At 39.5% G+C, this 13,183-nt stretch carries 15 protein-coding genes; 4 read left to right on the top strand and 11 right to left on the bottom strand.

The features are described from left to right. Positions 1-186: 186 nt before the first annotated feature. The 4 genes from ACIQ1H_RS20600 to mutY form a co-directional block, all read right to left on the bottom strand. The gene (locus ACIQ1H_RS20600; protein ID WP_173479562.1) at positions 187-1,932 is read right to left on the bottom strand and encodes an ABC transporter ATP-binding protein; all 1,746 of its coding nucleotides are present in this window, start codon (positions 1,930-1,932) and stop codon (positions 187-189) included. 227 nt (positions 1,933-2,159) lie between these two features. After that, the gene (ntdP, locus tag ACIQ1H_RS20595; protein WP_173479563.1) at positions 2,160-2,711 is read right to left on the bottom strand and encodes a nucleoside tri-diphosphate phosphatase; all 552 of its coding nucleotides are present in this window, start codon (positions 2,709-2,711) and stop codon (positions 2,160-2,162) included. A gap of 297 nt (positions 2,712-3,008) precedes the next feature. After that, positions 3,009-3,191 (bottom strand): gamma-type small acid-soluble spore protein, encoded by a 183-nt coding sequence (locus ACIQ1H_RS20590; protein WP_173479564.1) that lies wholly within the window; start codon positions 3,189-3,191, stop codon positions 3,009-3,011. A gap of 95 nt (positions 3,192-3,286) precedes the next feature. Then, on the bottom strand, positions 3,287-4,318 hold the full coding sequence (gene mutY, locus ACIQ1H_RS20585) for an A/G-specific adenine glycosylase (protein WP_402891535.1): 1,032 nt from the start codon (positions 4,316-4,318) through the stop codon (positions 3,287-3,289). Positions 4,319-4,603: 285 nt separating this feature from the next. Here mutY and ACIQ1H_RS20580 point away from each other — a divergent pair, with 285 nt between their 5' ends. Next, positions 4,604-5,590: a metal-dependent hydrolase gene (locus ACIQ1H_RS20580; RefSeq protein ID WP_402891533.1), complete on the top strand. Its 987-nt coding sequence runs from the start codon at positions 4,604-4,606 to the stop codon at positions 5,588-5,590. A gap of 61 nt (positions 5,591-5,651) precedes the next feature. On the opposite strand, the gene ACIQ1H_RS20575 is transcribed toward ACIQ1H_RS20580, so the two are convergent. From ACIQ1H_RS20575 to recX, 3 genes are read right to left on the bottom strand one after another with little or no spacing between them, the layout of a single operon-like run. Further along, the gene (locus ACIQ1H_RS20575) at positions 5,652-5,921 is read right to left on the bottom strand and encodes a YfhJ family protein (protein WP_173479567.1); all 270 of its coding nucleotides are present in this window, start codon (positions 5,919-5,921) and stop codon (positions 5,652-5,654) included. Further along, positions 5,922-6,251 carry a YfhH family protein gene (locus ACIQ1H_RS20570; RefSeq protein ID WP_173479568.1) on the bottom strand — a complete coding sequence of 110 codons (330 nt, stop codon included), beginning with the start codon at positions 6,249-6,251 and terminating at the stop codon, positions 5,922-5,924. Beyond that, on the bottom strand, positions 6,248-7,051 hold the full coding sequence (gene recX / locus ACIQ1H_RS20565; RefSeq protein WP_402891579.1) for a recombination regulator RecX: 804 nt from the start codon (positions 7,049-7,051) through the stop codon (positions 6,248-6,250). Before recX ends, ACIQ1H_RS20570 begins: the two co-directional genes overlap by 4 nt. Positions 7,052-7,151: 100 nt before the next feature. On the opposite strand from recX, the gene ACIQ1H_RS20560 reads away from it, so the two are divergent. The 3 genes from ACIQ1H_RS20560 to rlmD all read left to right on the top strand — a co-directional run bounded on the left by ACIQ1H_RS20560 (position 7,152) and on the right by rlmD (position 10,405). After that, positions 7,152-8,051 carry a TIGR01777 family oxidoreductase gene (locus ACIQ1H_RS20560; RefSeq protein WP_402891529.1) on the top strand — a complete coding sequence of 300 codons (900 nt, stop codon included), beginning with the start codon at positions 7,152-7,154 and terminating at the stop codon, positions 8,049-8,051. Positions 8,052-8,134: 83 nt separating this feature from the next. Continuing rightward, positions 8,135-8,953 carry a polysaccharide deacetylase family protein gene (locus ACIQ1H_RS20555; RefSeq protein WP_402891526.1) on the top strand — a complete coding sequence of 273 codons (819 nt, stop codon included), beginning with the start codon at positions 8,135-8,137 and terminating at the stop codon, positions 8,951-8,953. A gap of 72 nt (positions 8,954-9,025) precedes the next feature. Beyond that, positions 9,026-10,405, top strand: coding sequence for a 23S rRNA (uracil(1939)-C(5))-methyltransferase RlmD (gene rlmD / locus ACIQ1H_RS20550; RefSeq protein WP_402891523.1), 1,380 nt, complete (start codon positions 9,026-9,028; stop codon positions 10,403-10,405). Between the two features lie 114 nt (positions 10,406-10,519). Here rlmD and ACIQ1H_RS20545 read toward each other — a convergent pair whose 3' ends face one another. The 4 genes from ACIQ1H_RS20545 to ACIQ1H_RS20530 all read right to left on the bottom strand — a co-directional run bounded on the left by ACIQ1H_RS20545 (position 10,520) and on the right by ACIQ1H_RS20530 (position 12,897). Next, the gene (locus ACIQ1H_RS20545) at positions 10,520-10,834 is read right to left on the bottom strand and encodes a hypothetical protein (RefSeq protein ID WP_402891521.1); all 315 of its coding nucleotides are present in this window, start codon (positions 10,832-10,834) and stop codon (positions 10,520-10,522) included. Positions 10,835-10,896: 62 nt separating this feature from the next. Further along, positions 10,897-11,163 carry a hypothetical protein gene (locus ACIQ1H_RS20540; RefSeq protein WP_402891519.1) on the bottom strand — a complete coding sequence of 89 codons (267 nt, stop codon included), beginning with the start codon at positions 11,161-11,163 and terminating at the stop codon, positions 10,897-10,899. Then, positions 11,141-11,518: a hypothetical protein gene (locus tag ACIQ1H_RS20535; protein WP_402891516.1), complete on the bottom strand. Its 378-nt coding sequence runs from the start codon at positions 11,516-11,518 to the stop codon at positions 11,141-11,143. The genes ACIQ1H_RS20540 and ACIQ1H_RS20535 overlap by 23 nt, the downstream gene beginning before the upstream one ends. 197 nt (positions 11,519-11,715) lie before the next feature. Then, positions 11,716-12,897: an MFS transporter gene (locus tag ACIQ1H_RS20530; protein WP_402891513.1), complete on the bottom strand. Its 1,182-nt coding sequence runs from the start codon at positions 12,895-12,897 to the stop codon at positions 11,716-11,718. Positions 12,898-13,183: the final 286 nt, after the last annotated feature.

Below are 13,183 nucleotides of genomic sequence, written 5' to 3'. Positions count from 1 at the left end.
TTTCTACATTTTCCGCCTTCTATATAAAAAATTCGTAATTTTACGATATTTTTCTACAGAAATAGTTTCCATTTAACATGTAATTATAAAAGCAGCCGTTAATTTTATTGCTAAATAAGCCCTTGCATACAAAAAAGCCTTTCATTCACCTAGGAATGAAAGGCCAGTGTCAGGCACTCAAACAATTTAATCTAAATGTTGTACTTGGAATAAATTGAAGTATGTGCCTTGCTCCTTCATTAATTGCTCATGATTTCCTTTTTCAATTAATTGACCATGATCAATAACAAAAATATTATCAGCATGTGTAATTGTAGAAAGTCGGTGCGCAATAATAATAGTTGTTCGATCATGCACTAAGGCATCAAGCGATTCTTGAATAAGTGCTTCACTTTCTAAATCGAGCGCTGATGTTGCTTCATCTAAAATTAAAATCGGTGGGTTTTTTAAAAATACACGGGCAATGGCAACACGTTGCTTTTGTCCACCCGATAATTTTACACCACGCTCGCCAACTTTCGTGTTATAGCCATTTGGCAAGCTCATAATAAAGTCATGTGCATTCGCTGCTTTTGCAGCAGCAATCACTTCTTCCTCCGACGCTCCAGGTTTGCCCATCAGTATGTTTTCCTTTACCGAATCACTGAACAAAATATTATCCTGTAGCACGATGCCAATTTGAGCACGTAATGATTGGATTGTAACGTCCTTCACATCATGACCATCTACATATACCGCTCCGTCTGACGTATCATAAAAGCGTGGAATTAAGCTAATAATGGTGGATTTCCCACCTCCACTCATTCCTACAAATGCGACTGTCTCCCCTGGATTTATGGTGAAATTCATATTTTTTAATATTTGCGAACCATCCACTTCATATTGAAAAGCGACATTCTCAAATCGTACCTCACCTGTTGCAGGCGATAATGCTAGTGCATTTTTTTTATTTTTGACCTCATAAGGCTCGTCTATCAGTTCAAACATGCGGTCCATCGAGGCAATTGATTGCGTTAACGTTGTCGATGAACTTACTAATCGGCGAAGAGGCCCGTAAAGGCGTTCAATATAAGCAATAAAAGCAACCATTGTTCCGACAGATAAAGATCCATTAATTACTTGATAACCTGCATAAGCAATCACAAGTAATGGTGCTACATCGGTAATCGTATTGACAACCGCAAAGGATTTAGCATTCCATTTTGTTTGATCCAATGCTTTTTCTAAAAACTCGCCGTTTGCTTCATCAAATAATTTTTGTTCGTGCTTTTCGAGCGTAAAGCTTTTAATAATACTCATGCCAGCTACTCGTTCATGAAGATAACTTTGAACACCTGCAAGTGCTTGTGAGCGGTTGCGTGTTAATGTTCGAAGTTTCCCAAAGAAGAACCTAACGCTTATTGCATAAAACGGAAATGCGATAAGTGCCACAAGTGTTAGTTTAACGTCCATTGCTAGCATAATAAAGACGGCAATAACAATCGTTGCCAAGTCCAGCCAAACATTCATTAAACCTGTCATCACAAAGTTTTTCGTTTGCTCCACATCATTAATTACACGTGAAATAACTTCACCTGCTCTTGTATTAGCGTAATACTTTAAGCTAAGGCGCTGTAAATGTGCGTAAATTTCTTTACGAATATCAAAAAGAACCTTATTACTCACATGCTGTGCAAAATATTGACGATAGTATTCTATCGGTGGTCGTATAACGAAAAATACAATTATTGTACCGCCTAACCAGTAAAACAATTCTTTTGTTTTTTCAGTATCCGTCAAATCTTCCGCACCAATAATATCATCAAGGACTATTTTTATGAGCAGTGGAATAAATAACGGGATTGCAAATTTCACAATACCAATTAAAACCGTTAAAATAATTTCCCATGTGTATGGTTTTACAAAACGCATATAACGCTTTATACTACCCATTTTTCATCACTTCCTTATTAGAAAACCTCTTCTTTATGTGGCTTTCTATACATTAAAAAAAGAAACAGACATTCTACGACGAATGCCCTTACGTATTATAGCAATATTCAGCATGAAGTACAGTTAGTTAGCTTTTAATCCTAACTATTTTTTACTTTCATCGATTTCCCTATTTATAAATTACCCCATATATGCAAAAAAACACCCATTAGATTAACTAATAGGTGTTACTGACTATCATCTGCTTGCATATCGAGCTGAAACTTATAACGACTTGTCCAAGCATCGATAAAATCAGGTGCAAAGGGTCCTCTTTTTTGTTGTATCCAGCTAATTAATTTTTCGACATTACGCTTTAAAATTTTATCGATGACATCTGGGTAAGACATTTCCTGGCGATGCTGTTCATATTCATCTTCATCTAAAAGGGTATACGACATATCCGGAAAAACCTTAATATCTAAATCGTAGTCAATGTATTTAATGGCATTATTATCGAAAACAAATGGTGAGCTTAGATTACAATAATAATACACACCGTCTTCACGCAACATGCAGATGATGTTAAACCAGTGCTCCGCATGGAAATAACAAATAGAAGGCTCTCTCGTTAGCCACGTACGACCATCGGATTCTGTCACAAGTGTTCGTTCATTCGCACCGATTATAATGTTTTTTGTTCCTTTTAACACCATTGTCTCTTGCCAAACACGGTGGATGCGGCCATTGTGCTTATAACTATGTATTTGTATCGTTTCTCCTTCTACCGGTATTGCCATTTTTGAAGCCCACCTTTTCGTCTATGCTACCTAAATCTAGCAGTCTCTAGTATATTATAGCAATCTGTACGCGAAAGGTGTAGTTGAAAACTACAAATTTCACTGTGTCGTGTTATTTATGTACAAATTTTCGAAAATTAATTGCTATTTCCATCATTACTGCAAAATTCAAACGAGATTTCTTACGTAATAAGCTTATGCTTTTGTGAGGAAAAATAGAAAAGGGCTGTCCTTTTCATCTTTTCGATTTTAGACAGCCCCTTAGAAGGTAAATGCAATTATGCAGTTACAAAGTGATTACTCACTTGCGTTCGTGTTTTGGTTATTCTTTGCATATTTGCCTGAAGCTTGAGCTTTATTTTGCTCAGCTTTAGCATTTTGCTTTTGCACTTCGTTGAAGTCCGTTTCGTAACCAAACTCTTCACTTTGGCGTTGCATGTTTTTATTTGCTTGTTGGTTTGTGTTTTGATTTTTCTTCATTTGTCATTCACCTCCACGCTAATTATTGTGTACAGAGGTGATTACTTTTATGCTCATTAATTTTTATTTTCGATTGCTTAATTATGGTATAGCCACTATTTTATTGCTTGCCATATTTTTAACATTGGCACTGGCATAGGTAATAATTCGATTTGCTCTCGAGTTAGCCATTCACCCTTTTCAAATGATTTACACTTCATATAATAAGCATTCACATGCCAAGTTAAATGTGAGAAAACATGTTTAAATGTTAAAATTTCCTGTTGTGCTTGTGTCTCAACTTTATAGTGCTGAGCAAATTTTAATAATGAGTCCTCTGCTTGTTCAAGCATCGGGAACTGCCACATATTCGCTAGTAATCCTACTGCTGGCCGTTGCTCCATTAAAATTCGCCCTTCCTCATCCTCACAAACAAAAACGTCGTATGAAATATGCTTCATCTTGACTTTTTTTGTTTTCACAGGTAGTTTTTCTGGTTCTCCCTCATTAAATGCGGTGCAATATTCACGGACAGGGCATAGCAAACATTTAGGGGAAGTTGGTGAACAAATAAGTGCCCCAAGCTCCATTAAACCTTGATTAAAGGATGATGCATTATGAGGATCAATGAGTTCTTCCACAGCTTCTTCAAAAATTTTCTTTGTTTTTGGTAGTGCAATATCTTCATGTATATTAAGTACACGGCTTAAAACTCGCATGACATTACCATCAACCGCATGTTCTGGCTTATTATAGGCAATACTTAATATAGCACCTGCGGTATAAGGACCAATCCCTTTTAACTTTGAAATTTCATGGCGATTATCAGGTACGATTCCGCCATAGTTTTCTAGCACCTCACGAACGCCTGCTTGCAAATTTCTCGCCCGTGAGTAATAGCCAAGGCCTTCCCAATGTTTTAATAAATATTCTTGTGGTGCCTCAGCTAATAATTCTAAAGTTGGAAAGCTTTCCATAAAGCGATTGTAATAAGGAATAACTGTGTCAACTCGTGTTTGCTGTAGCATTACCTCAGATACCCAAATTTTATAAGGGTCTTTAGTATGCCGCCAAGGTAAATCTCGTTTCTCTTCTTCAAACCATTCGACTAAAGATTGTCGAAATTCTGCTACATATGGATATTTCACAGTGACCTCCCGTGTCTTTACGATTTAATTTATGTTTAAAAGGGTATACAATTAAGAAAAGCTATTCGCATAATATGCCAAAAACGTATAAATTTATTACACCTACGCATGACATCTGCCGCTGTCGCGGACTTTTGCTGAAACAACCAAACTCCATTATTTACCTCTTGTGCGAGTGAATACTTAGAGATTGAAAAGCAAATTTTATAAGCAATACCATTATTGAAATGAAATATACATGTATGCATTGTACGACTTTTTCACGCATACAAGGAGTGGATAATTTTGGATTCAGGTACACATTTCGTTATGGGAATAGCACTCGGTGGTCTAGCTTTAGCCGACCCTGTAGTCGCCAATCATTCAATGACTTTTACTGCCGTTATGGCTGGTACCATTATTGGCTCACAAGCACCTGATGTTGATACTGTATTAAAACTTCGCAACAATGCGATTTACATTCGACATCATCGTGGTATTACACATTCAATACCAGCAGTAGCCTTATGGCCGATCTTAATTACAATCGTGTTATCACTAATTATTCAGGACGCAAATGTGTTACATTTATGGCTTTGGACATTTCTTGCTGTAGCTATTCATGTTTTTGTTGATATTTTCAATGCATACGGAACACAAGCTATACGCCCATTCTCTAGAAAATGGGTAGCCCTTGGTGTTATTAATACATTTGATCCGATTATTTTTTCCCTACATTGCCTTGGAATATTACTATGGGCATTTGGGGCAAATCCAGTCTGGACATTTAGCGTCATGTATGGCGTTATTGTCGTCTATTATCTCTTTAGATTTGCTGTTCAAAAAGCAGTTAAAAAAGCAGTGCACAGTACAATTCAAGATGAAGATTATGTCATTGTAGCGCCTACGATGCGATTTTTCCACTGGCGCATCGCCGCGAAATCGAAAACGCATTACTATGTCGGCCGTGCATATGGGCGAACTGTTAATATTTACGATAAATTCGAAATCAAACCATTGCCAAAAACGCCTACTGTTGAAGCAGCAATGAAAGACCCTAATCTTGCTGCCTTTGTATCTTTCTCACCATTGTATCGTTGGGAAATTTCCGAGCTTGAAAATGACTTAACAGAAGTGAGGTTAATTGATTTACGTTATCGCAGTGACAATCGCTATCCTTTCGTTGCAGTTGCTCATTTGAACGAAGACAACGAAATTATTACCTCATACACTGGTTGGATTTTTACCGAGGATAAACTTCAAAAAAAATTACAAATTGGCGCAAGCAATTAACGAATAAAGCCGGAGTATCCTAAAGAAGGGAACACCGGCTTTGTTATGTTTTTACTATTAGTTATTGTACCATATCATCACTTGCATCTAATAAATGCGCGTATTTTGGATTGCGCCCTGCAAATTGATGGAGTTTATCGCCGTAGCTTGCAATTAATTGGCGCACTAAATTTTCCGTATAATCCGCCCCACGATAATTATAGCCAGCTTTGGCAGATGTAGATTCAAAATCACTCCATAAAAGCTCAATCCATACACGTGCACGCCCTGCTGACATTTGAGGATTTTTCTCGAGTAATTCTGCTGTTAGTTTATCGATTTTTTCTTGCATTTATTTCCCCGCCTTTATCGGTGATAAAATCGAAACTGGCAATGCTTCCTGATATTTATCGCCCCCTAGGCGATGTCCCCATGCAAAACGTCCTTTTAAATAATCCACTTGGAAATAGTTGTTGTCCGAACCATCGATTCTGTACATTTCTCCAGGGACAATCGTATCTAAATCAACTAAATAAGCAGCTGCCATTAAAGCTTTACGCTCGTACACCGCGAATTCATTAAGTATGCCCAGCTGTTCTGCCTTGCGTGCCTTCTCTTTTAGCTTCGCTACTTCTTCTCGTAGTTCATGCTCTGTCATTGCAGCATAGTTTTTTTCACTCATTCCCCATTCTCCTTCTCTTCAATAAAACGATCTATCACTTCTACAGGAAATCCTTTTTGATAAAGCGCCTGCTTCGTTTTCATTTTTAATTCATAACCAGTATACTTCGACACATACTTTTTCCAAACTTTTTCGCCTTGCACATCGAGCAAGGACTGCCATTCATCTTCAGCTTGCTCAATTTCAACCTGTCCAAGCACTTCATCTACAATAGAAAAAGAATATCCTTTTCGCATAAGGTAATCTTGAATTTTTGCCTTTATTTGCGTTGGTGTTTTCTTCTTTTCAGAACGAATTACTTTTTCAGCAAGCTGTGTTGCAAGCTTGACTTGCTCTTCATGGCTATATGTTTCAAGCACCTCATCTTGCAAATTTTTATCAATCCCTTTTTTAATGAGATCTTGTCGAATTGCTCGAGGGCCTTTTTTCATCGTAGCTTTTTTTGTATCAAGCAATGCTTTGGAATAGGATTCATCATTTAAAAATCCATATGATTTTAATTTTTGAATCGCTTCTAATATCACTGCTTCTCCAAACTCTAATGAGCTTAACTTTTTCTTCACCTCATGCTCACTACGCATTTGATAAGATAGAAAATTTAGCCCTTTATTAAATGCTTTACGAATTTCATCTTCATAGGCAATTTCCTGAATATCAAATTCTTCAAGCACCTTTCCTTTTGTCAGACCAAATTGTATTAAAATCGCTTCGTCTATAGGAAAAGCGTATTCCTCGTTCAAATATATATTATAGCGTTCTGGATTATTTTTTTGACGCGCAATTTTTGTAATAACACGCATAGCGAAATCACCTCTTTGCTTAATCATTATAACATCTTTTTCTTTTTTTCTATCTTTGTGTATAGTTGAGTTACATCTATTGGTAAAAGGAGGGGTTTTTATGAAAATTGTCATTGCTGGTGGTACTGGTTTTGTTGGGCAGGCTTTAACGAATTTGTTGCAACAACAAGGACATGAGTTATTCGTTTTATCCCGTAGCAATTCTAGATATGAAAACGGTATTCATTATGTACAATGGCTAAAAGAGGGCGCACGACCAGAAAAGGAATTGGATGAAGATATCGATGCTGTCGTTAATTTAGCAGGAGTGTCATTAAATGATGGGCGTTGGACAAAAAAGCAAAAGAAAGCCATATATACAAGCCGTATGGAAGCTACGCTAGAAATTGTACGTATTATGGAGCAATTTAAAGAGAAACCTAAAGTACTTGTCAATGCCAGTGCAGTTGGAATTTACCCACCTTCCACAGCGGCTACCTATAGTGAAAACGTTCGCGACTATGCAAGAGATTTTTTAGGGTGGACCGTTCATGATTGGGAACGCCATGCAAAGCGAGCTGAAAAGTTAGGTATTCGCGTAGCACTTGCTCGTTTTGGTGTGATCTTGGGTCGGAACAGCGGCGCACTTCCCTCCATGCTTTTGCCTTATAAAATGCATGTTGGTGGTACGATTGGTTCAGGTGAACAATGGCTCTCATGGATACATGTAGAAGATGTTGCTCGGGCTATTTACTTTGCCATTAACAATTCATCTATTCGCGGACCATTTAATGTGACCGCTCCACACGCAACACGTATGAAGGAATTTGGTCAAACGATTGCACAAGTAATGGGACGCCGTCATTGGATGCCAGTCCCTAGTTTTGCCATGCGTTTAGCTCTTGGAGAACAAAGTATGCTCGTTTTAGAAGGACAGCATGTATTACCAACTGTTTTAGAAAAACAAAATTTTGAATTTAACTTTCCTTATTTAAAAGAAGCACTTGAAAATTTATTATAAAAACCGTGCGCAAAGTGAAACAAGAAGCAGGATAAATTTTAGAAAAGAACGCATCCTAAAAGAAAAGGAAAGGATGCGTTTTTATGTGGAAACAACATATTGTAGGTGCAGTAATTGCTACTTTTATTATTGCCGCAGCATTAAGCATTAATCCATACTTTGCCTCAGGCTCAGATGAATATCATTGGGGCATTAAACGAGCAAAGAATGGTGAACCTGCACAAGCAGGAGCACAGCTTGATAAACTACTCGACCAATATGGAGCAATTTATAAAGGAAAATCCGATAAAAAAGTGGTTTATTTAACCTTTGATAACGGGTATGAAAATGGCTTTACCGAAAGTATATTGGATACATTAGAAAAGGAAAAAGCACCAGCAACCTTCTTTTTAACTGGCCATTATTTAGATAGCGCAGGTGACCTTGTTAAGCGTATGGTGCAAGACGGTCATACAATCGGTAACCATTCTTACGGTCATCCGAATATGGCAAAGTTAACGAGAGATGGTATGCGTGCAGAATGGCGTAAGTTTGATGGTAAATTACGTGAATTAACAGGCATAGACCGTACAACTTATGCTCGACCACCAGAAGGAATTTTCAATGCGAAGTTGTTAGAGGTTGGTAATGCAGAAGGTTACCGTCATATTTTCTGGTCTGTCGCTTTTAAAGATTGGCTAAAAGATGAACGCCGTGGAGCAGATTATGCTTATAATGCGTTAATGGAGCAACTTCACCCTGGCGCTGTTATTTTAATGCATACAGTAGCGCAAGATAATGCGGAGGCCCTACCTTTATTCATTGCTGAAGCGAAGAAGCAAGGCTATACTTTTTTATCGCTTGATGATTTAGTATTGGAATATGAAGATTTCCCTGTCACTATGCAATCGTCCACTCCTTAGTTATAATGGGGAGATGACATCAGCATGTTATCAATACCTACGTGCTGAACAAAGTTAAAGGACGTGGATCGCTTGACGCAACAAACTACGATGGAAGTGGGACAAAAATTCCCATTAACTATAAAAAGACTTGGTATTAATGGCGAGGGAGTTGGCTTTTATAAACGCAACGTCGTCTTCGTAAAGGGCGCTATACCAGGAGAAGAAATTACCGCACAAGTGACGAAAACACAGCGCAATTTCGCAGAGGCAGATATACTTGCTATACGCAAAGCATCACAATTTCGTCAGGAGGCACCGTGCCCAGTTTACAATGAATGCGGTGGCTGCCAGCTTCAACATATGACATATGAAAAACAGCTAATTGAGAAACGGGATATCGTGATTCAAGCGTTAGAGCGCTATGCTAAGCCTTTAGCAGAAAGCGTAGAAGTTCGTAACACACTTGGTATGGACAATCCTTGGAATTATCGCAATAAAAGCCAGTTTCAAGTACGCAAAGAAGGCAAACGTGTCTATGCAGGGCTTTTTTCAGAAGGCAGCAACAAGCTACTGAATATTAATGATTGCCTTGTTCAACATCCCATCACTTCTAAAATTACTGTAGCAACACGTAAAATCTTACAAAAGCTAAATATTACGATTTACGACGGTCGTACGCTCGATGGTTTAGTGCGTACGATTGTTGTACGTACAGGCATTCGAACTGGTGAAACACAAGTGGTCCTTGTGACAACACGAAAAGAAATTCCTCATCTTGCCGAGCTTATCACACGCATTAAAAAAATCGATCCAAGTATCGTATCGATTGCACAAAATGTTAATCGGGAAAAAACATCACTTATTTTTGGTGATGAAACGATCGTTCTTGACGGTAAGGAAACAATACATGAGGAGCTTGGGGAATTAGCATTTGACCTATCTGCTCGTGCATTCTTCCAATTGAATCCAACACAAACAGTACATCTATACAATGAAATCAAAAAAGCAGCGGCATTAACAGGCACAGAAACCGTTGTGGATGCCTATTGTGGAGTTGGTACAATCGGTTTATGGTTAGCGGATAAGGCGAAAGAAGTTCGTGGTATGGACGTCATTCCTGAAAGCATTCAAGATGCACGCAAAAACGCGCGTAACCATGGCTTCAAACATACGAAATATGCAGTCGGCACAGCTGAAAGTGTTTTAGCAAAATGGCGTAAAGAAGGCTTCACACCAGATGTTATTACAGTAGACCCACCACGCACAGGACTTGCACCAGAATTTATCCGCACTGTCCTTAAGCTAAAACCAAAGCGTTTTGTCTATACATCTTGTAATCCATCTACATTAGCAAAAGATTTACAGGAATTATCAAAACTTTATGATGTTGAATATATCCAACCAGTGGATATGTTCGCTCAGACTGCTCAAGTCGAATGCGTCGCTAAGCTTGTGTTGAAAAATAAATAAATTGAAGCATCTCAATTAGTTTTGAGATGCTTTTTTATTTTAATAAGGTACAAAACCGTTGCTATCGCGGGATTGCTTTCTTCTTCCGCGGAATTACTACCTGCTTTCGCGGAATCACTCCCCTTTCGCGGAATCACTACCCGCTTTCGCGGAATCATCACCCACTTTCGCGGAATCATCACCTGCTTTCGCGGAATCATCACCTGCTTTCGCGGAATCACCACCTGCTTTCGCGGAATTACTACCCCCTTCCGCGGAATTACTACCTTCTTCCGCGGAATCATCGCCCGCCACCGCGGAATCACTACCCGTTTTCGCGGAATCACTACCTGCTTTCGCGGAATCACCACCTTCTATCGCGGAATCATCACCTGCTTCCGCGGAATTACTACCCGCTTCCGCGGAATCACTACCCTTTCGCGGAATCATCACCTGCTTCCGCGGAATTACTACCCGCTTTCGCGGAATCACCACCTTCTATCGCGGAATCACTACCCTTTCGCGGAATCATCACCTGCTTCCGCGGAATTACTACCCGCTTCCGCGGAATCACTACCCGCTTCCGCGGAATCATCACCCCCTTCCGCGGAATCATCACCCGCTTCCGCGGAATCATCACCTGCTTTCGCGGAATCACCCCCTTCCGCGGAATCATCACCCGCCTCCGCGGAATTACTACCCGCTTCCGCGGAATCACCACCTGCTTTCGCGGAATCACTGCCTGCTTCCGCGGAATTACTCCCCTTTCGCGGAATCACCACCTGCTTCCGCGGAATCATCACCCACCTCCGCGGAATCATCACCCGCCTCCGCGGAATCATCACCCGCTTCCGCGGAATCACTACCCGCTTTCGCGGAATCATCACCTGCCTCCGCGGAATCATCACCCACCTCCGCGGAATCATCACCCGCCTCCGCGGAATCATCACCCGCCTCCGCGGAATCACTACCCGTTTTCGCGGAATCATCACCCACCTCCGCGGAATCATCACCCGCTTTCGCGGAATTACTACCTTCTTCCGCGGAATCATCACCTTCTTCCGCGGAATCATCGCCCGCCACCGCGGAATCACCACCTGCTTTCGCGGAATCACCGCCCGCTCCCCTGGGCATGGAATTATTATCTAATTGCTTTTAACGAAGCTTGTCTGTATAATGTATTTCTAGGTGCCAAACCTACGTGGCATGGACGGAACATCCGTGTCACACCGAAAAACGCCATTACAGCACGGATTTGCTGGGCGTTTTTTGTTTTATGAGCGGGAGATGAGCCCCGCTCTTTTATTTTGCATATAAAAGCGACCATGACATTAAACTGTCAATGGTCGCTTATTTTTATTTTTTCCGAATACGAGTAGTACTGTCGCAACACCTAGCAATAGAAGTGCTACAAGTAAAAGGAAGCTATAGTTTTTCACAAACTCTAAATAAACTCCACCTAAAAACGGTCCTGTTAAACTACCGATACTTAAGGCAATACCACAAAGTAGGTTTCCAGTTGGTAGCAACTCTTTAGGCGTTAGATCAGCCATATAGGTAATACCTAGAGAAAACATCGAACCGACTAATGTACCAGCACAGAAAAACACGATGGCTACAGCCATTTGCGAGTGCTCTAAAAAACTAGCAATACTAAAAAGAATAGCACCTCCAAATGATCCGAACATCAGAATGTTGCGTCGCCCTATTTTATCTCCCAATGCACCAAGTGGCACTTGCGTTAAAATCCCTCCAAATGTAAAGACAGATAAAATAATCGGAATCATGTTAACTTCAAAACCGATACGTAAAGCGTAAACTGGAAATAAGGCATTTAATGAAGATTCTAAAAAACCGTAAACAAACGGACCTAAAAATGCTATCCATCCAAATACAATTGCCACCTTATAACGATGCCATCCTCGTGCATTCATATCACCCGTTAAACGCTCTGGCTTTTCATTGCGTAAGAAAAATACAAATGACCAAGCTATTAAGCACATAATCGATGACACAATAAACGGCAATGCCTCTGCAATTTTTATAAGCTGTACCATTAATGGCCCTACCGCAAAGCCCATGCTAAAAGATAAACCATAAATAGCCATACCTTTACCTAGGCTCTTATGATCAGATGTACTTGTAATCCATGTTTGCGTAGCATAATGGAGCGCATGATCTCCAACACCTATTAGTAAACGTAATACAAACCAAAATGTGACGCTTTTCCATAAAGGAAATACAATTAGTGATACAAAGACGAATGCCCCTCCGATTAAAATGATTGGTTTGTAGCCCCATTTTCGTAAAGGCTGTTCGATAAACGGTGAAATTAATAAAGTTCCTATGTATAGTCCCGTCGCATTTAGACCATTTAAAGCGGACGATACACCATCACGCTCAAAAATAATCGAGATAAGTGGCAATAGCATCCCTTGTGAAAACCCAGATATAGATACGATTAACACTAAAATAGTAAATCTTTTTTTGCTGTAATCTGAGAAGTAATTCATTTTTTCCTCCAACTTCAAGTCATCTTCCACATTACAGCATACCAAAAAGCCTTAGCGCTCACCACATGTGATTTTACGCTAAGGCCTAACTAACACTTATTATCATTCAACTTGTATAAACACGATTTTCGGCTTTTTTATTTGCCTATTACTTGTTTAAACTCCCTCCTTTTCGAGTTAGAGTTCACCGTTTTGTTCCATCAGCTCCTTTACTATTTCTTAAAATAACTTTAACATATAACATCAATATTGTAAATATTCTGTCTATTTATTTTTAAAAATAATC

The sequence above is a fragment of the Lysinibacillus sp. NPDC097279 genome (assembly GCF_044761745.1).
Taxonomy (GTDB): Bacteria; Bacillota; Bacilli; order Bacillales_A; family Planococcaceae; genus Lysinibacillus.
Note: the sequence above shows the minus strand (reverse complement) of the source record. Positions and strands in the feature narration are given on the sequence as shown.